Source organism: Variovorax sp. 05N34, from assembly GCF_056397405.1.
This window is the reverse complement of the sequence record NZ_JBFTNI010000003.1, coordinates 486,347-505,526: the sequence shown is the minus strand read 5'-3', so window position 1 is coordinate 505,526 and position 19,180 is coordinate 486,347. Positions and strand designations below refer to the sequence as shown.

The 19,180-nt window shown below is 66.5% G+C and carries 16 protein-coding genes; 12 read left to right on the top strand and 4 right to left on the bottom strand.

The window, feature by feature from the left end; genetic code table 11:
* The first annotated feature begins 48 nt into the window (after positions 1–48).
* From AC1DMA_RS11420 to AC1DMA_RS11405, 4 genes are all read left to right on the top strand, one after another.
* Positions 49–3,027 (top strand): L-glutamate gamma-semialdehyde dehydrogenase, encoded by a 2,979-nt coding sequence (locus AC1DMA_RS11420; protein ID WP_478144244.1) that lies wholly within the window; start codon positions 49–51, stop codon positions 3,025–3,027.
* An 85-nt stretch (positions 3,028–3,112) separates the two neighbouring features.
* Positions 3,113–4,384, top strand: coding sequence for a Glu/Leu/Phe/Val family dehydrogenase (locus AC1DMA_RS11415; RefSeq protein WP_478125172.1), 1,272 nt, complete (start codon positions 3,113–3,115; stop codon positions 4,382–4,384).
* A complete protein-coding gene (locus tag AC1DMA_RS11410) occupies positions 4,381–5,007 on the top strand; it encodes a nucleoside/nucleotide kinase family protein (RefSeq protein ID WP_478144243.1) in 627 nt (208 codons plus the stop codon). Before AC1DMA_RS11415 ends, AC1DMA_RS11410 begins: the two co-directional genes overlap by 4 nt.
* A gap of 180 nt (positions 5,008–5,187) precedes the next feature.
* Complete coding sequence (locus AC1DMA_RS11405; protein WP_478125170.1) at positions 5,188–5,781, top strand: DUF2242 domain-containing protein; 594 nt, start codon at positions 5,188–5,190, stop codon at positions 5,779–5,781.
* 15 nt (positions 5,782–5,796) lie between these two features.
* On the opposite strand, the gene rocF is transcribed toward AC1DMA_RS11405, so the two are convergent.
* The 4 genes from rocF to AC1DMA_RS11385 all read right to left on the bottom strand — a co-directional run bounded on the left by rocF (position 5,797) and on the right by AC1DMA_RS11385 (position 10,395).
* Positions 5,797–6,708, bottom strand: a complete 912-nt coding sequence (gene rocF, locus AC1DMA_RS11400; protein ID WP_478144242.1) for an arginase — start codon at positions 6,706–6,708, stop codon at positions 5,797–5,799.
* Positions 6,709–6,781: 73 nt separating this feature from the next.
* On the bottom strand, positions 6,782–7,984 hold the full coding sequence (locus AC1DMA_RS11395) for an acyl-CoA dehydrogenase family protein (RefSeq protein ID WP_478144241.1): 1,203 nt from the start codon (positions 7,982–7,984) through the stop codon (positions 6,782–6,784).
* A 49-nt stretch (positions 7,985–8,033) separates the two neighbouring features.
* A complete protein-coding gene (locus tag AC1DMA_RS11390; protein WP_478144240.1) occupies positions 8,034–9,599 on the bottom strand; it encodes a class I adenylate-forming enzyme family protein in 1,566 nt (521 codons plus the stop codon).
* Complete coding sequence (locus tag AC1DMA_RS11385; RefSeq protein WP_478144239.1) at positions 9,592–10,395, bottom strand: enoyl-CoA hydratase/isomerase family protein; 804 nt, start codon at positions 10,393–10,395, stop codon at positions 9,592–9,594. Before AC1DMA_RS11385 ends, AC1DMA_RS11390 begins: the two co-directional genes overlap by 8 nt.
* Positions 10,396–10,756: 361 nt before the next feature.
* Here AC1DMA_RS11385 and AC1DMA_RS11380 point away from each other — a divergent pair, with 361 nt between their 5' ends.
* Genes AC1DMA_RS11380 through AC1DMA_RS11345 form a run of 8 tightly spaced genes read left to right on the top strand, consistent with a single transcriptional unit; the run spans position 10,757 to position 19,174 of the window.
* Positions 10,757–11,548 carry an ABC transporter ATP-binding protein gene (locus tag AC1DMA_RS11380; protein ID WP_478144238.1) on the top strand — a complete coding sequence of 264 codons (792 nt, stop codon included), beginning with the start codon at positions 10,757–10,759 and terminating at the stop codon, positions 11,546–11,548.
* A complete protein-coding gene (locus AC1DMA_RS11375) occupies positions 11,545–12,330 on the top strand; it encodes an ABC transporter ATP-binding protein (protein WP_478144237.1) in 786 nt (261 codons plus the stop codon). The genes AC1DMA_RS11380 and AC1DMA_RS11375 overlap by 4 nt, the downstream gene beginning before the upstream one ends.
* The gene (locus AC1DMA_RS11370) at positions 12,327–14,228 is read left to right on the top strand and encodes an AMP-dependent synthetase/ligase (protein ID WP_478144236.1); all 1,902 of its coding nucleotides are present in this window, start codon (positions 12,327–12,329) and stop codon (positions 14,226–14,228) included. The genes AC1DMA_RS11375 and AC1DMA_RS11370 overlap by 4 nt, the downstream gene beginning before the upstream one ends.
* Positions 14,228–15,100: a branched-chain amino acid ABC transporter permease gene (locus AC1DMA_RS11365; RefSeq protein ID WP_478144235.1), complete on the top strand. Its 873-nt coding sequence runs from the start codon at positions 14,228–14,230 to the stop codon at positions 15,098–15,100. The genes AC1DMA_RS11370 and AC1DMA_RS11365 overlap by 1 nt, the downstream gene beginning before the upstream one ends.
* A complete protein-coding gene (locus AC1DMA_RS11360; RefSeq protein ID WP_478125161.1) occupies positions 15,100–16,146 on the top strand; it encodes a branched-chain amino acid ABC transporter permease in 1,047 nt (348 codons plus the stop codon). The genes AC1DMA_RS11365 and AC1DMA_RS11360 overlap by 1 nt, the downstream gene beginning before the upstream one ends.
* 31 nt (positions 16,147–16,177) lie before the next feature.
* A complete protein-coding gene (locus tag AC1DMA_RS11355) occupies positions 16,178–17,398 on the top strand; it encodes an ABC transporter substrate-binding protein (RefSeq protein ID WP_478144234.1) in 1,221 nt (406 codons plus the stop codon).
* 43 nt (positions 17,399–17,441) lie between these two features.
* On the top strand, positions 17,442–18,371 hold the full coding sequence (locus AC1DMA_RS11350; protein ID WP_478144233.1) for an SDR family oxidoreductase: 930 nt from the start codon (positions 17,442–17,444) through the stop codon (positions 18,369–18,371).
* Positions 18,368–19,174, top strand: a complete 807-nt coding sequence (locus AC1DMA_RS11345) for an enoyl-CoA hydratase-related protein (protein ID WP_478144232.1) — start codon at positions 18,368–18,370, stop codon at positions 19,172–19,174. The genes AC1DMA_RS11350 and AC1DMA_RS11345 overlap by 4 nt, the downstream gene beginning before the upstream one ends.
* Positions 19,175–19,180 lie beyond the last annotated feature (6 nt).

The following is a 19,180-nucleotide window of genomic DNA, read 5'->3' as shown; positions in this document are numbered from 1 at the left end:
CTCGCCGCGGAAAGGCGGAGCATTCGCTTCATCTCCTGGAGTGACACTATGCGCCTGCCTACCCCGTATCGACCCGAATCCGAAGTCGTCTCCCATCGCCTCGCATCGCTGAAGGGCGCACTCGACTGGACGTCGGTCACAGCCGCCGCAGTGCCTTGGGTGCGGGCGGTTCGCGATCGTCCGCCGCCGTTCTGGGCGATGGAAAGCCTGCTGCGCGAATACCCGATCTCCAGCGCCGAGGGTCTGGCGCTGATGCGCCTGGCGGAAGCGCTGCTTCGCGTGCCTGACGCTGAAACAGCCATTGCGCTCACGGCCGATCAGCTTGGCCGCGCGAATTTCGATGGCGCCGCCGACTCCACGCTGTCGCGCCTGTCGTCGTCGGCCATTGCCTTGTCGAAGAAGTTTCTTCCGCACCTTTCGGCAGAGCCGGGGCAGGCCGAACCCGGGCCGGGACTGATGGCCCGGCTGGGCGCCCGCACTGTGGTGGCCGCTGCCTTGAGGGCCGTGCAATTGCTCGGCCGTCAGTTCGTGCTCGGCCAGACCATCGACGACGCCATGGACGAAGCCCGCTCGGCACACCGAAAGCATGCCGCGCTTCGTTTCAGCTACGACATGCTCGGGGAAGGCGCACGCACAGACGCCGATGCGCTGCACTACCTGGATAGCTACGCCAACGCGATCCAGTCGATCGCTGCCGGTGCCGACAGGGCCGGCAAGCCGGAGGACAACGATGGGATTTCGATCAAGCTCAGCGCGCTTCATCCGCGCTGTGAGGACGCGCAGCGCGATCGCGTGATGAGCGAACTGGTGCCGCGCGTATGGCGGCTGTGCGAGCTGGCGGCCGACGCCCAGCTGAATCTCACGATCGACGCCGAAGAGGTGGACCGCCTGGAGTTGTCGCTGGACGTGTTCGAGGCGCTGGCCGCGCGCGTCGCGGCCGAGCGGCCGGGGTGGCGCGGCTTCGGGCTTGCGATGCAGGCCTATCAGACGCGCTCGCTCGAACTGGTCGAGCACGTCGCCGCGATGGCGCGCAAATACAAGCTGCGCCTGATGTGCAGGCTGGTCAAAGGCGCCTACTGGGACGCCGAAATCAAGCGAACCCAGGAGCTGGGGCTGCCGCACTATCCCGTCTTCACGCACAAGCATCACACCGACGCGAGCTACCTCGCCTGCGCACGGGCGTTGCTCGCCGCGCCGGACGCCATCTACCCGCAATTCGCCACCCACAACGCCGGAACGATCGCGGCCATCCTCCAGATGGCAGGAGATGCACCCTTCGAACTGCAACGGCTGCACGGCATGGGCGAGGGCGTTTATCGCGAAGTGATGAAGCGCAGCGGCGTGCCGGTGCGCATCTATGCGCCGGTCGGGCAGCACAAGGACCTGCTCGCCTATCTCGTGCGCCGGCTGCTGGAGAACGGGGCCAACTCATCGTTCGTGAATCAGCTGGGGGATGAGTCGGTCGGGATGGATGAACTGCTGGTGTCGCCCCTCTGGCTGGACCGCGACAGTTCACTGCCGTTGCCGCAAGCACTGTACGGACCACCGCCTGCTCGCCCCAACAGCCGGGGCGTCGATCTCACGGTCGAGTCGATGCGCGCGCCTCTGCTCGACGCATTGAGCGCCGCCATCGTGCCAACAGTGCCGGAGGCCGACCCGCGCAGAGTGGCTGACGCTGTCGCGGCCTCGGCGGCAAGCTACCGAACATGGACCTACGCCCCAGTGGCGCAGCGAGCGGCTGCGCTCCGGCACGCCTCTGATGCTCTCGAAGCGGCCTTGCCGCAATTCTGTGCGCTGCTGGTCAAGGAAGCCTTCAAGACGTGGGGCGATGCCGTCGCTGAAGTGCGCGAGGCGGTGGATTTTCTGCGCTACTACGCGGACGAGGCGGAGCGCATCATGGCACCGATGGTGCTGCCCGGGCCCACGGGCGAGAGCAACGAATTGCGCCTGACAGGGCGAGGGCCCTGGGTGTGCATCAGCCCTTGGAATTTCCCGCTCGCGATCTTTCTGGGCCAGGTTGCCGCGGCGCTCGCGACCGGCAACACGGTGTTGGCAAAGCCTGCGGAGCAGACGCCCGCCGTCGCGTCCGAGGCGGTCAAGCTGCTGCATGCGGCGGGCGTGCCGAGGGATGCGCTGCAGTTGCTGCACGGTTCCGGTGAAACGGTCGGTGCTGCGCTCGTTGCGGCGCCTGGCGTGGCCGGCGTCGTGTTCACGGGATCGACCCAGGTGGCGAAGATCATCCATCGCACGCTTGCCGGCAAGGACGGTCCCATCGTGCCGCTGATCGCGGAAACGGGCGGCATCAACGCGATGCTGGTGGATTCCAGCGCACTGCCCGAGCAGGTCGTCGATGCCGTGATGCAGAGCGCGTTCCGCTCGGCGGGACAGCGTTGTTCGGCCCTGCGCCTGCTGCTGATCCACGAAAGCATTGCCGACGAAGTCGTCGAAATGATCCAAGGCGCGGCGAAAGAACTCGTCGCGGGCGACCCGGCTTTGCTGAAGACGGACGTTGGACCGGTGATCGACCGCGAAGCATTCGAAGGCATCCAGCGCCACCTGCAACGGCTGAACGCCGAAGCCAAGGTGCTCGTCGGCGCCGACCGTCCGCCGGAATCGCGCGTTGCCAACCTCGTGCCGCCCCACGCCTACGAGGTGCCCTCCATCGAGAGCGTGCAAACCGAGATCTTCGGACCGGTCCTGCACGTCGTGCGCTGGTCCGGCGATCCGCAGGCGGTGATCGATCGGGTCAACGCGCTTGGCTTCGGACTCACGCTCGGCATCCAGACGCGCATCGACAGCCGCGCCCAGTCCCTTGCGGCGCGGGCGCGCGTCGGAAACATCTATGTCAACCGCAACATCATCGGCGCGGTGGTCGGCGTGCAGCCTTTTGGCGGGGAGGGCCTGAGCGGAACCGGCCCGAAGGCGGGCGGGCCGCATTACCTGCCGCGCTTCTGCGCGGAGCAGACGCTCACCATCAACACGACGGCGGCCGGCGGCAATGCGGCGCTCCTTGCCGCAAGCGCATAACCGGCAAAGTAACGCGCATAGGCATGGCGCTGCCGGTGCCGGAGGACTATCGTCGCGCCTATCCGTTCAACAACGAGGAGACGCCATGAGTTCTGTCCTGTCCTACGTGCAGCCGACCGCCAACAGCCCCTGGGGTACCTACCTTTCGCAAGTCGATCGAGTCATCCCTTACCTGGGCGAACTGGCCCGCTGGGTCGAGACGCTGAAGCGCCCGAAGCGCGCGCTGATCGTCGACGTGCCGATCGAAATGGACGACGGCTCCATCGCCCATTTCGAGGGCTATCGCGTTCAGCACAACCTGTCGCGCGGTCCCGGAAAGGGCGGAGTGCGCTTTCATCCGGACGTCACACTCGAGGAAGTGATGGCCCTGTCGGCCTGGATGACCGTCAAGACGGCTGCCGTCAACCTGCCTTACGGCGGGGCCAAGGGCGGCATCCGTGTCGACCCGAAGAAGCTGTCGATGAAGGAGCTCGAAAAGGTCACTCGCCGCTACACCAGCGAAATCGGCATCATCATCGGCCCGCACAGCGACATTCCGGCGCCGGACGTGAATACCAACGCGCAGATCATGGCGTGGATGATGGACACGTATTCGATGAACGTCGGCGGCACGGCCACCGGCGTCGTCACCGGCAAGCCACTGCACCTGGGCGGATCGCTCGGCCGCGTCAAGGCGACGGGTCGGGGCGTGTTCGTGACGGGGCGCGAAGCCGCGCGCCGCCTGGGGCTTGATCTGCGGGGCGCCCGGATCGCCGTGCAGGGTTTCGGCAATGTGGGTTCGGTGGCGGCGGAACTGTTCGCCGAAGCGGGCGCCAAGGTCGTCGCGGTGCAGGACCACACGGGCACCATCTTCAACGACAAGGGCCTGGACCTCGCCAAGCTCGTTCCGATGTCGCGCACCGACGGCGTGGTCGGCTTCAAGGGCGGCGACGTGATCGAGAACGACGCCTTCTGGGACGTGGCCTGCGACATCCTGATTCCGGCCGCGCTCGAAGGCCAGATCAACGCCGAGCGCGCCAAGAAGACCAAGGCGAAGCTGGTGCTCGAAGGCGCGAACGGCCCGACGGTGCCGGAAGCCGACGACATCCTCGCCGAGCGTGGCGTGCTGGTCGTGCCCGACGTCATCTGCAACGCCGGCGGCGTGACCGTGAGCTACTTCGAATGGGTGCAGGACTTCTCGTCCTTCTTCTGGGACGAGGACGAGATCAACGTGCGGCTCGACCGCATCATGATGAACGCGCTCAACCAGATCTGGGACAAGGCCGATCAGCACAAGATCAGCCTGCGCACCGCCACCTACGCGGTCGCCTGCGGACGCATCCTGATGGCTCGCCAGGAGCGCGGTCTCTATCCATGATGCGGGTGCCTGCCCACGCGCTGGCGCGCATCGAAGCGCTCATGGCCGGTGGGCGGCGCCGGCTTCTCGGGCTGGTCGGCGCACCGGGTTCGGGCAAGTCGACCTTGGCCGAGGCGCTGCTGCAGGCCTTGCCGGGTCGGGCGCAGGTGGTGCCGATGGACGGATTCCACTTGGCGAACGTCGAGTTGCGCCGCCTTGGCCGCGCGGACCGCAAGGGCGCGCCGGACACCTTCGACAGCGCCGGCTATGTCGCGCTGCTGCAGCGGCTGAGGGAGCAGCGCGAGGATGAGATCGTCTACGCGCCCGAATTTCGCCGCGAAATCGAAGAGCCGATTGCCGGCGCCATCGCGGTGCTGGCCGAGACGCGGTTGGTCATCACCGAAGGCAACTACCTGCTGTTGGACGAGGGGCCGTGGGCCGCGGCGGCGCCTCTGCTCGACGAGGTCTGGTATGTGGACGTCGACGATGCCTTGCGGCATGAACGTCTCGTGCGTCGCCACGAGCAATTCGGGCGCAGCAACGCCGAGGCGCTGGCCTGGGTGGCGCAGACCGACGAGCCCAACGCGCGCCGCATCGCGGCCACCCGCGGGAGAGCGCAGCACGTCATTCGCCTGGACAGCTGATTCCTGCCACCGCGCGGGAACGCCGAACCCACCGGCATGTCCAAGCAGGGCCGCGGATCAGCGGGTACCCGCTAGCATTGCGGAGTTCCGCTTTTCCCTGCTGCCAACCGTCTGCTCCAACTGCTGTCGCCTGCTGTCATGCGTTTCCCGTTTTCCCGCGCGGCGATTGCCGCGCTGTCGATGTCACTTCTCCTGGCTGCCGGATGCGGGTCTTCACCGCGCCGGGTCTCCTATGAGCCGGAAGAATTCGATTCCACCACCACCCACACCCGCACCTACGCCGCCAGCGAGGGGCAGACTTGCGAAGCCGCCCGGCGCGCGCTGCTGAGCCAGGGCTACATGATCACCGCCGCAAACCAGGAGCTGGTGACCGGCCGCAAGAGCTTCCAGCCGGATGCCGAGGTGCATGTCGAAGTGGAGTTCCGGGTGGTCTGCGCGCGCGAAGCCAGTGGTCGCTCACGCAGCACCATCGCCTTCGCGAGCGCATTGCAGGACCGCTACGGCGTGAAGAAGGTCAACAATTCGGCCAGCGTCGGCGTCGGCGCGATCGGCTCGCTGTCGCTGCCTTTCTCGTCCAGCGACGACGCCATGGTCAAGGTGGCGAGCCAGACGCTGACGGACGATCGGTTCTACGACCGCTTCTTCTCGCTGATCGACCGTTTCCTGCCCGAGACGACCGAAGAGCCGCCCGCGGAGGCGCATCCCGTCGTCCCCGCCAAGCCGTTGATCGAGACCCCGCTCCAGCCCGTTCCCGCAGCCCCCACGCAGGGCTGACGTGACGACCTGACCTCAGCGGACCAGCGTCGACTTGCCGAACAGGCTTTCGATCAGTTCCACCGCGACTTCCGCCGTGCGATTGCGCACATCCAGCGCGGGGTTGAGCTCGACCACATCGAGCGAGCCCAGCCGGCCGGTGTCGGCAATCATCTCCATGCACAGTTGCATCTCGCGCCACGTCGGGCCGCCGCGCACGCCGGTGCCCACTCCCGGCGCGTAGTCGGGATCAAGGCAGTCGAGGTCGAAGCTCACGTGCAGATGCGTGTCTTCGCCGACGTCCTGCAGCGCCTCGGTCATCGTCGTGCGCATTCCGTGCTCGTCGATGTGGCGCATGTCGAACACATTCAGGCCAAGGGCGCGGATGGCGGCTTTCTCGTCGGCATCGACGCTGCGGATGCCAATGAAGCGGATCGCGTCGTGTTCGAGCGCCGCCCGATCACCGCTCCAGCCTGTCAGGGCCGCCGGCCCGTGGCCGAGCAGGCATGAAACCGGCATTCCGTGCAGGTTGCCGCTCGGGCTCGTGGTTTCGGTGTTGACGTCCGAATGGGCGTCGAGCCACAGCACGCGCAGCTTCTTGCCGCGTTGGCGCGCATGCCAGGCCACGGCGCTGATGGAGCCGATCGCGATGCTGTGGTCGCCCCCCAGGAGGATTGGCAGGCGATTCGCATGAAACGCCTGATCCACCGCCCCGTAGACCGCCCGGTTCCATGCGATCACCTCATCAAGGTGATGCAAACCTTCAGCCGGCGCAACCCAGGGCGTCGAAGGGCCGGCCAGGTTTCCGCCGTCCACGACCTTGAAGCCCAGGCGCTCGAGCATCACCGCGATTCCCGCGACCCGCAGCGCATCGGGTCCCATGCCCGCGCCCCGGGTGCTTGCGCCAATGTCGGTTGGCGCGCCGATCAGTTGAAGGGTCGCGGTCATGCTGGAGGTTCCTTGAAGTGCCGGTGTGTTCCAACCCCTGACGGTACTCCAGCTGCAGCCGCGTTGCGTCCGATCAACGACGCAGCAACTCGTCGCTGATGATGACCTTGCGAACTTCGGTCGTGCCGGCGCCGATCTCCAGCAGCTTGATGGCGCGGTAGAGCCGGTTGATTTCGGACTCCCAGATGTACCCGGTGCCGCCGTGGATCTGCACCGCCTCGTTCAACACCTTGTTCATGGTCTCCGCCGCATACATGACCGATGCGGCCGTGATCATGTGGATGTCGCCGCGTCCGCCCCCCCCGATCTCCAGGTCGTTCGCTGCGCGCAGGGCCTGGTAGGTAAAGACGCGCATCGACTCGATCCACACGTACATGTCCGCCAGCTTGGCGCGGATCATCTGGAAGTTGGCGATCGGCTGGCCGAACTGCTGGCGGGTGCGCGCATAGTCGAGCGCCAGTTGCAAGGCCCGCTCGCAGATCCCCAGGCAGATCGGCGAGATCATGGCGCGCTCGAGATCCAGGCCGCTCATCACGACCTGCACCCCGCGGTCTTCTTCGCCGATGCGGTTGCGTGCCGGCACCCTGCAGTTCTCGAACACGAGTTCCGCCGTCTGGCTGCCGCGGAATCCCATCTTGGTGAGCTTCTGGGCGACCTTGAAGCCGGGCATCTCCTTCTCGACGACGAAGGCCGAGATGCCCTTGGCGCCCTTGTCCCGGTTGGTCTTGGCATACACCAGCATCACGTCCGCCACCGCGCCGTTGGTGATGTAGATCTTGCTGCCGTTGAGCAGGTAGTCGTCACCGTCGCGCGTGGCCGTCGTGCGCATCGAGCCCAGTGCGTCGGAACCCGCGCCGGGCTCGGTCAGCCCCAGCGCGCCGATCGTCCTGCCGCTGCAAAGGCCCGGCAGCCACATCTTGCGCTGAGTCTCGTCGGCGTTGCGGTAGATGTTGTAGAGGCAGAGGTTCTCGTGAGCGACCCAGCTCAATGCCAACGCGTGGTTCCAACGCGAGAACGCCTGGACGACGAGCCCGCTCGCGAACAGGTCGAGCCCTGTGCCGCCGTAGGCTTCCGGCACCGGGATGCCGAAGTAGCCGGTCGCGCCGATTTGTGCGAACGCTTCAGGTGGCCACCATTCCTCGTCGTCCATGCGTTGGGAGAGCGGATACAGCTCGTTGCGCGCGAAGCGGTCGGCCTGGTCGAGGATGGCCTGTTCGTCGTCTGAAAGGCCGGAGAAGCGCTGTGCCGCGCTCATGGTCGAAGCGATGGTGTTCATGAAGATGCGATACCGGGGTGAAAGATGGGAAGAGAGATGTGCGCCGGGATCAATCCACGCGCTGGCTGTCGTCGAGAGGAAAGCGCGCGAGCTCGTGTCGCTGCAGCTTGCCGGTGGTGCTGCGCGGCAGTTCCTCCGAACGCACGAACTGCAGATACCGTGGCCGCTTGTAGCCCGCAAGCCGCTCGCGGCACCAGGCAACGATCTCTTCGCGCGTGGCGGTCTTGCCCGCCTGTAGCACCAGCACGGCCTTGATGGTCTCGCCCCAATGCGCGTCGGGCACCCCGAACACGCAGGCTTCCTGGATGGCCGGATGCCGGCCGATCACCGCCTCGACCTCGGCGGGGTAGACGTTCTCCCCGCCCGTCTTGATGAGGTACTTCTTGCGGTCGACGAAGCTGAGCGTGCCGTCGTCCTCGCGACGCAGCAGATCGCCAGTGTGGAGCCACCCGCCCCTGAAGACTTCGGCATTGGCGGCATCGTCGTCGAGGTAGCCGGACATCACCGTCGGGCCGCGGACCACGCATTCGCCAGGTTGCCCGATGGGCATGTCGTTCATGTCGTCGTCGACGATGCGCACGTCCATCAGCGGTGAAGGCAGCTTGCGCAAGGTCGGCGTCTCGCCCGGCCCCGAGCGCCGGTGCGCGAGCAGGTAGCTGGTCTCGCTCTGCCCGAAGGCATCGTAGAAATCGATGCCGCAGCTCTCGGTCAATCGCGCAACCACCTGCGGCATCATGTTCGCGTAGCCGATGGCGAAGCGCAGCGTCGACAAGTCGTGCGCGGCGCGTGCAGGGTGGTCGAGAAAATCGGTGATCACGCCCGGCAGCAGCAGCGTCCAGGTCAGGCGGTCGCGCGCGATCAGCTCGAACATCTGCACGACGTCCGCCCGTCTGAAAGTCGCGTAGGTGCCGCCGGTCCAGACCGTCGCGTAGAGCGATTCGTCGCCGCCGCAATGAAAGAGCGGAAGCCATCCGATGAAGCCGTCGTGCTCGGTGAGGCCGAACCACTGCGCGAGCCGCAGCCCGCGCGTCGCCGCCGCCTGCTGGCTGATCAGCGCGCCCTTGGGTTGGCCGGTGGTGCCACTGGTGAAGAGAATGTTGTGGATGTCGCCGCCTTGCGCGATGCGCGGTGGTTCGGCTGGATGGCTCGCGCGCAGCAGGGCCTCGTAGTCGTCGAATCCTTCCGCCGGGCCGAATGAGATCCAGTGCCTGATCTCCGGTGCGTCGGCGCGAAGCTTGACGGCGAGCGGCGCGAGCGTGTCCGACACCAGCATTCCGACAGGGCCGCATTTGCGCAGGCAAGCCGCGAGCTCGGCCGGATGCAGACGCACGTTCAGCGTCGCGACGGTGATACCCAGCGCGGCCATGGCTGCATAGCACTCGATGTACTCGGGCCGGGTCTCGGAGAGCACCGCGACGCTGTCGCCGCGGCGATAGCCGAGCGAATGCAGCGCGTTGGCCAGCCGCCAGGCGCGATCACCCAGTTCGGCGTAACTGCGCCGGCCGTCGGCCCAACTCACCGCGGTGCGGTCCGCATGGAGCGAGAACGCGCGGCGAAACATCGCATCGACCGTGATGCTGCCGGCCTGCTCAGCTTGCGTGCGCCAATCACTCATGGCGCACCCCCTTGGATGGCCGCGCATCGCCGCGGGATGCGAATGCGGCGACCCGATTTGCGAAGTCCTCGGTCGCCGCGCAGCGGATGAAGGCTGCCTTCTCGCGGTCCAGATGAGCCTGCAGGGCATCCCGGGTCTGCACCGCAGTCAGCTGCTTGAGCTCGGCGATCGATTGCCGGGGCATCGCGGCAAGCTTGCGCGCCCACTTGTGCGCTTCTTCGTCGGCACTCTCCGCATCGACGACGTGATTGATGAACCCGAGCGCATGTGCCTCCTCGACCGTGAGGGTGCTGCGCAGCGTGAGCAGCTCGAAGGCACGCGACGCACCGACGCGCTGCGTGAGCCTGAAGCTCAGGCCGCCATCGGCCGATCCCCCGAGCTGCGCATACGCCGTCACGAAGCGCGTGTTGCGCGTCGCAAGCACCAGGTCGCAGGCCAGGGCCAGCGAAATGCCACCGCCCGCGACCGCGCCCTGCACGCTCGCAATGACGGGGAGCTCGGTCCGGTTGAGCGTCATCACACTGGCGTGAAAGCTGTCGATCATCCGGTTGATGAAGGCCGGCAGGTCACCGCGATGGGCGTGCATCGCCGCCACGTCGCCGCCGCCGCAGAACGAGCGGCCTTCGCCGCGGATCACGATGGCGCGGGCGTCCGGCGCCGCAATCGCGCGGTCGATGGCATGGCGCAGCGATTCGATGGCGGCGTAGTCGAGCGCATTGAGCGCAAGCGGACGCTGCAGCGTGATCGTGGCGACTTCGCGGTCGACGTCGACGCGCACGGCTTGGTCGTTGTTCATAGCTCTCCGGAACGTCGCTCGTGCAGTTCATCTGCGTTGTTGACCATCACTCAATAACCTGGGTGCGACGCGATACAGATCAGACACGCGATCGCCTGGATTGGGAAGTGTCGATGCGTCGGGTTTTACCCTTAGACGCTATAAACGAGAGTGGAGATCAGATGGGGCGATCTCCGAATGGCAGCATCGGATTTCATTGAAGAACGTCCATTCAAAGAAATTGAGTAGGGGTCAGAAAAACTGTTGACACCCCCAATTTGCCAACGCAATATCCGCCTCGATCAATCCCATCAAGCCGGCACCGGCGCGGAGACAAAGCCTTGATCCTCGAACCCGCATCGCCCTCCGAGGGGCAGCGCCCATGCTGAGCATCGCCAATCTGCAGGTGTTCTACGACCACGCGGTCGAGGCGGTGAGGGACGTTTCGCTCGAAGTGGGCAAGGGCCGCATCGTCGCGCTGCTCGGCAGCAACGGCGCGGGCAAGTCGACGGTGCTCAAGTCGATCTGCGGTGTGCTCTATCCGGAAGACGGCGAGATCACGGGCGGTTCGATCCGCTATGACGACGCGGCCATCGACCATTGCCCACCCCACGAGATCGTGCGCCGGGGCCTGGTGCAGGTGCCCGAGGGGCGGCGCCTCTTCGACACGCTCACGGTCGAGGAGAACCTGCGCATGGGCGGCTATCTTCGCTCGGCCGGCGCTGCTGCCGAGGCACTGGCGAGCATCTATGCACTGTTTCCGGCGATCGAGGCGCACAAGCATCGCGTGGCCGGCTACCTGTCGGGCGGCCAGCAGCAGATGGTCGCGATCGGACGCGCGCTCATGGGCGAGCCGCGCCTTCTGCTGCTCGATGAGCCGTCGCTCGGGCTGGCACCGCAGATCATCGAAGAGATCTTCGACATCATCCGGCGCCTGCGCGACGAGCGCGGCCTCACGGTGCTGTTGGTCGAGCAGAACGCGAGGCTTGCCCTGTCCATGGCCGACTACGGCTACATCATGGAGCGAGGCCGTGTCGTGCTCGACGACACGCCCGCGCGGCTGCTGGCCAACGACGACGTGAAGGAGTTCTATCTTGGCGTGCAGGCCGGTGGCGAGCGCCGCAGCATGCGCGAGATCAAGCACTACAAGCGGCGCAAGAGGTGGCTGTCATGAGCCGCCCGGTATTGCTGGAACTCGAGGGCGTCGGCAAGCGCTTCGGCGGCCTGGAGGCTCTGGCAGGCATCGACCTGCGGGTGCAGCAGGGGCACATCTTCAGCGTGATCGGGCCCAACGGCGCCGGCAAGACGACATTGTTCAACCTGATCTCCTGCCTGCTGCCGCCGAGTTCGGGACGCATCGTGTTCGACGGCCGGGACATCGCGGGCTCGTCTGCGCACAGCCTGCCGAAGCGCGGCATTGCGCGCACCTTCCAGAACCTGGCGGTGTTCAAGCACGAGAGCGTCATCGACAACATCCTCACCGGGCTGCATGCGCGACTGTCGACCGGGGTTTTCGGCGCCGCCATGTTCTGCGGCGCGGCGCGGCGTGCGGAGATCGCCGCGCGCGAGACAGCCGAGGAGATCGTGGAGTTCCTCGAGATCGAGACCGTGCGCGACCTGCCTGTCGGAACGCTGTCCTATGGCCTGCAGAAGCGGGTCGAGCTGGGCCGCGCGCTCGCCATGCAGCCGCGCCTGCTGCTGCTGGACGAGATGGTTTCGGGCATGAACCAGGAAGAGACCGAGGACATCGCCCGCTTCATCCTCGACATCCGCGAGGAACGCAACATCACGGTGATGATGATCGAGCACGAGATGGGTATCGTGATGGACATCTCCGATCACGTCTGCGTGTTGAGCTTCGGCCGCAAGATCGCCGATGGGACGCCGGCCGAGGTCGCGGCCGATCCCGCGGTCGTGACGGCGTATCTCGGCGTGGGCATGGAGGCACTGGCATGACGCGCGACCATCGTCTGCTCGCGGACTCCACGCTGCCGCCGGGCGTGGCCGAGGGCCGCGCGACCATGCCGGGCCTTCTGCGCCACCGCGCGCGCCACACGCCGGATCGCGTCGCCCTGCGCGAGAAGGTTCGCGGCATCTGGAAAGGCACCACCTGGGCCGACTACTTCGAGCAGGTGCGCGCCTTCGCGCTGTTCCTGCAGGACGCGGGCTTCGGGCGGGGCGACAAGCTGGTGATCGCGTCGGACGGCACGCCCGAGTGGTTCATTGCGGATCTCGCGGCGCAGTCGCTCGGCGGCGTGACCGTCGGGATCTATCCGACCAACCCCTGGCCGGAGCTGCAATACATCGTCAGGCATTGCGGCGCCAAGGTCGCGGTGTGCGGCGACCAGGAGCAAACCGACAAGGTGCTCGAAGCCATGCGCCAGCCGGGTGGCCTGCCTGCGCTCCAGCGGGTGCTCACGGTCGACTGGAAGGGCATGCGCCACTATGACCAGCCGATGCTCATGCCTTTCGCGAAGGCCCTCGAACAGGGCCGCTCGCTGGCGCAGCAGACCGGCCGCAGCGACGCGTGGGAATCGATCGTCGACGGCCTGAGCGCCGACCAGGATGCGCTCATCGTCTACACCTCGGGTACGACCGGCATGCCCAAGGGCGCGCGCATCTCGCATGCGGGCATCCTCTTCGATGCCGCCGTGCTGGGCCAGGTACAAGGCTTCGCCGGCAAGCCGCTCACGGTGGTGTGCTACTTGCCCTTGTGCCATGTGGCGGAGCGGCTGATGTCGCCCGTGATGCAGCTCGTGTATGGCTCGGTGGTCAACTTCGCCGAGTCGATCGACGCGGTTGCGCACAACCTGCACGAGATCGGGCCGAGCTTCTTCTTCGGCGTGCCGCGCATCTGGGAGAAGCTGCAGTACGAGATCCTCATCAAGTCGCGCGATTCGCGGCCCATCGCGCGCCGCGCCTTCGAGCGTGCGATGGCCATCGCAACGCCGATCGCCGAGCGCACCATCGCCAACGGCGGCCGCCCGGAGAGCCGGCGCGATGCCTTCGTCGCCTGGCTGCTTCGCGTCGCGGTGTTCAGCAACCTGCTCGCGAGCATCGGGCTCGACCGCACCTGGGTCGCGATGACGGGCGGCGCGTCGATCTCGCCGTCGGTGATCCTGTTCTTCCGCGCGCTCGGCGTGCCGATCTACCAGATCTACGGCATGACCGAGACGAGCGGCGCGACCCACGCGCAGTCCGCCGCCATGTCGCGGCTGGGATGGTGTGGCCCGCTGCTGCCGGGCATCGTGGAGCAGCGCGTCGCGCCTGATGGCGAGCTTCAGGTGCGCGGTCCGGTGGTGTTCAAGGGCTATCTCCATGACGACGAGGCGACGCGCGCCGCGTTCGATGACGGCTGGCTGCGCACCGGCGACATCGTCGAGCTGGACGAGGCCACCGGCCAAGTGCAGATCGTCGATCGCAAGAAAGCCATCCTGATCACCAGCGGCGGCAAGAACATCACGCCTTCGCTGATCGAGAACGCGTTGAAGGAAAGCCTCTACATCAGCGAAGCCGTGCTGCTGGGCGATGGCCGGCATTTCGTCTCGGCGCTGATCCAGATCGACCTCGACACCGTGGGCAAGTGGGCGCAGGAGCACGGCATTGCCTACACCACCTACGAGACCCTCGCGCAGCTCGACGCCGTGCGTGAACTGATCGGCATCGAGGTCGAACGGGTAAACGAGCGTTTCTCGCGCGTCGAGAGCATCCGCAAGTTCGTCCTCATCCGCAAGCAGCTCGACCACGACGACGGCGAACTCACGGCGACCATGAAGGTTCGCCGGAGAGTCATCGAGCAGAAGTTCGCGGCCGAGGTCGCGTACATCTACGGACCGGTGGAGGAGGCCGCCTGATGAACTACTTCCTGAACCTGATCACCTCGGGTCTCGTGATCGGCGCCCTGTACGGGCTGGTCGCGATGGGCTTCGCCATCGTCTACCGCGCCACCGGCATGGTCAACTTCGCCCAAGGCGAGGTGATGATGCTCATCGCCTACATCAGCTTCAGCATCGCGACGATCCCGGGCATCGGCTTTGGTCCGCTGCTGGTCGCTGTGCTGGCGGTGTCGGTGCTGCTGGGGCTCGCGATCGAACGGGTGTTCATCCGGCCGATGCTCGGCGAGCCGATGTTCTCGCGCGTGATGGTCACCATCGGCCTGGCGGTGGTGATCCGCTCGGTGGTGATCCTGGTCTGGGGCGTGGAGCCGACCGCGTTCCCGCGCCCCTTCGGCACTGCGGTGATCCGCTTCGCGGGGCTGGCGCTCTATCCGGGGCAGATTTTCGCGCTGGTGTCGCTGGCCGTTCTATGCGTGCTGATGTGGCTCTTCTTCTCGCGCTCGCGCATCGGTATCGCGATGCGCGCGACTTCGAACAACGAGACGACCGCATTGCTGATGGGCATCAACGTCAAGCGGATCAGCGGTATCGCATGGGCGCTGTCGGCGGTGTTCGCGGCCTTCGCGGGGCTGGCCTTCTGCCTCATGTTCAGCCTGGAGCCCGAGATCTCGCAGATGGGCCTGCGCGGCTTTCCGGCCACCATCCTCGGCGGGCTTGACTCGGTCGTCGGCGGCGCGCTCGGCGGACTGGTGATCGGCGTGTTCGAGAACCTTGCCGGCGGCTACCTCGGCCGCGGGCTCAAGGAAATCGCCGGTTTCGTGCTGATCATCGTTGTGCTGATGGTCAAGCCCTATGGCCTCTTCGGCCAACGTGAGATCGAAAGAGTCTGATGCGCAGCAGAACCTATCAAGTCTCCTACGCCGGTCTGGTGTCGCTCTCGACACAGCCCGCAACCTGGTGGTGGACGTTCGCCGGGCTGGCACTGCTGGCGTTGGCGCCAGCGTGGTTCGGCTCGCACGGCCTCAACATGCTGACCAGCATCTTCGTGGTGTCGATCGGCGTGCTCGGGCTTAATCTGCTCTCGGGCGTGGCCGGGCAGATATCACTGGGCCACGCGGGCTTTCTGCTGATCGGCGCCTATGCGCAGGCCATCCTGACGACCGACTATCGCGTGCCGACGCTGCTGGCGATCCCGCTTTCGGGTGGCGTGGCCGCGCTGGCGAGCCTCATCGTCGGCGTGCCTTCGCTGCGCCTCAAGGGCCTGTACCTGGCGATCACGACGCTGGCCTTCACGTTCATCGTGCGGCATGTGGTGCTCTTCGCCGAAGACATCACGCGCGGGTCGGCGGGGATGCCGGTCGAACCACTGAGCGTGCTCGGCGTGTCTTTCAAGGGCGACCAACGCTTCTACTACGCAGCGCTGGCCATTCTGGTGCTGTTCGTGCTCATCACGCTGAACCTGATGCGCACGCGCATCGGCCGGGCCTGGCTTGCCCTGCGCGACCACGACATTGCCGCCCGAGCCATGGGCATTGACCTCATGCGCTACAAGCTGCTGGCTTTCATGGTCAGCGCCTTCTACACCGGGGTGGCCGGCGCGATGGTCGCGTTGCAGACCCGCTTCGTCAACGTCGATACCTTCAGCGTGCTGATCAGCATCGAGGCGCTGGCGATGATCATCGTGGGCGGCATGGGCCGCATCCATGGCGCGATCCTCGGCGTGGCGCTGATCCTGCTGCTGCCCGAACTGCTGAACCTGGGATTCGATGCCGCGGGCGACGGCGTGCGCACGCTGATGGCCGATCGCATCTACGAGGTCAAGGGCCTGATGTACGGCGTGGTCATCCTGCTGTTCCTGCGGCTCGAGCCCGAAGGGCTGGCCGGCATCTGGCGCAAGTCGAAGCGCTTCTGGGTGCAGTGGCCGCTGTCGCAATGAACGAGGTTTCGAACACTACAAGGAGACAAGCATGGACGAGAGAGAAGAAGCGGTCAGGACAAGCGCGCGGAAACGCGCTGCGCTGCGAGGCGCCTTCATTGCGCTGGCAGCTTGGGTTGCTGCATCGGCTGCGATGGCGCAGGACGTGGGCGTCACGGCCACCGAGATCCTGATCGGCGAGGTGCAACCGATGTCGGGTCCTGCGTCGCTGATCGGCAAGGCCGGCGCGGCAGGCTCCAAGCTGGCCATTGCGGAGATCAATGCGGCGGGTGGCATCAACGGCCGCAAGCTGCGCGCCATCTACGAGGACGATGGCTACGTGCCCGCGCGCTCGGTGTCGGCCGTCAAGAAGTTGATCGACTCCGACAAGGTCTTCGGCCTCACCGGTACCACCGGCAGTTCGCACATGGTGGCGATGCTGCCGGCCATCGAAGAGGCGAAGATCCCGACCATCGTGCACATGGCGCCCAACCCGGCGGTGGTCACGCCGCGCCGGCCCAACGTCTTCATGATCGGACCGGACTACGACTATGCGGGCTACGTGCCGATCCGCTACATGGTCGAGAAGATGGCCAAGAAGGGCGGCAAGTTCGGCATCCTCTACCAGGACGACGACTTCGGAAAGGCACTGCTCGCGGGCTACCAGAAGGCGGTGAAGGAATACGGGCTCAACAGCGTCGCCGAGATCTCCTTCAAGCGCGGCGCCAAGGATTTCTCGGCCGAAGTGCTCACGCTGAAGGAGAAGGGCGCCAACGCCGTCTACCTTGGCACGCTCACCACCGAGTCGGCATCGATCATGTCGGAGATGCGCCGCCTCGACATGGACGTGGCGATCGGGACCTTGTGGGCGGGGCAATTGCCGGCCGCGGTGAAGTTGGCGGCGCCGGCAGGCTACCAGTACCTCATCCCCGACTACTACGCGTCGAACTACGACCCGGCGGGCGTGGCGCTCATGACGTCGGCCAAGAAGTTCCTGAGCGCGGACGACTACGCCAACTTCAACCGCTACACGGTCAGCGGCTACGTCGGCACGATGGTGTTCGCCGAAGGCGTGCGCCGCTGCGGCGCCAACGTGACGCGCACCTGCGTCATTGCCCAGCTCGACAAGCTCAAGGATTTCAAGGTCGGCGGCCTCAGCGGGCCCGTCTCCTTCGACAACCCGAAGGGGCAGGCCGTGATGCCGATCAAGCTCTTCCAGACCGATCCGCAAAGCGGCACCGTGAAGTCGCTGACCGACTTCGTCGCGTATTGAACTGAACCGCCCGCGCACCGCGCCGCACCGATTCGCCACGACCATGACGCAAGCTTCATCCCTCAAGAGCACCGAGCGCTACCGCTCGGCCTTTCGCCCTGGCCTTTTCGAGGGCCGCACGGTCGTGGTGACCGGCGGCGGCAGCGGGCTCGGTCGTTGCACGGTGCACGAACTGGTCAGCCTCGGCGCGCGTGTTGCGCTCGTCGGGCGGCAGATGGCCAAGCTCGATACGGTGGCCGAGGAGATTGCCGCGATCTACCCGGAGCGGGCCGGCGGCGTCACGCGCCACGCCTGCGACATCCGCGACGAGGATGGCGTCAAGGCCACGGTGGCGGACATCGTGGCGCAGCACGGGCGCATCGATGGGCTCTTCAACTGCGCCGGCGGGCAGTATCCGGCGCGGCTGCGCGACATCTCCCTCAAGGGCTGGGATGCCGTGGTGCGCAACAACCTGCACGGCACCTTCCTCTTCTCGCGCGAGTGCTATGTGCAATCGATGGAAGCCCATGGCGGGAGCATCGTCAACATGCTGGCCGACATCTGGGGCGGCCTGCCGGGCATGGGGCATTCCGGCGCGGCACGTGGCGGCGTGCTGACCTTCACCGAAACGGCAGCCTGCGAGTGGGGACATGCGGGCGTTCGCGTCAATGGTGTCGCGCCGGGCTGGATCGCATCCGCCGGCATCGACACCTACGACGAGGACTACCGCAACGTGCTGCGCGGGCTGCGTGACAAGGTGCCGCTGCAGCGCTTCGGTACCGAGGCCGAGCTGTCGTCGGCCGTGGTGTACCTGCTGTCGGAGGCCGCCGGCTTCATCAACGGCACCGTCATCCGGGTCGATGGCGGCGTGCCCACCGCGCGGCCCACCTGGAAGCTGGAGCCGGCCGAGCGCAGCTTCCCGTTCGACGGATTCCCGCAGTATCAGCCGCCCGAGACCTTGGCGGACCGGCAGCCGGCAGGAGATGGGAAATGAGCGCCGAGAACGAGGCCGCCGGGCGCCCGCAGGTCGAGGTGGAGCGCGACGGTGCGGCCTGCCGCATCACCATCGACCGGGCGCCATCGCACAACACGATGTCCGACGCCGCGATGCTGGAACTCGTCCAGGCCCTGCGTACGGCAGAGTCGATGGAGGGCGTGCGCGCCATCGTCCTCACCGGTGCGGGCGACAAGACCTTCTGCGCGGGCGGGCAGCTCAAGCCGACAGCCGACGGTTCGCCCTTCGCGCTGGAGCCGGGCCGCTTCGACAACCCGGTGGCCGACCTGTTCCGCGCCCTCGACAAATGCAACCTGCCGGTGATCGCGCGGGTCAACGGCAGCGCCTTCGGAGGCGGCCTCGGCCTGGTCTGCGCATGCGATTTCGCGGTGGCCTGCGATGACGCCATGTTCGGCACCACCGAAGCGAAGGTCGGCGTGTTTCCGATGATGATCCTGCCGCTGCTGATGCGCGTGATTCCGCGGCGCAGGCTGCTGGAGATGTGCTTCTTCGCGCAGCGCTTCAGCGCCGCGGATGCCGAGCGCTTCGACATCGTCAACCGCGTGGTGCCGCGCGACGGCCTGGATGCGGCGGTCGACGAGATGGTCGCGCGCCTGACCGCCAACTCGCCCGTGGCGCTGCGCATCGGGCGCCGCGCGATCGGTGCGATCACCGACCTTTCGTATCACGATGCCCTCAACCTCGCGCAGGCCGTACTGCCGGTGCTCTCGCAAAGCGAAGACACGCGCGAAGGCATGCGGGCATTCGCCGAACGCCGGGCACCTGTCTGGCCCGGACGGTGAGATCGA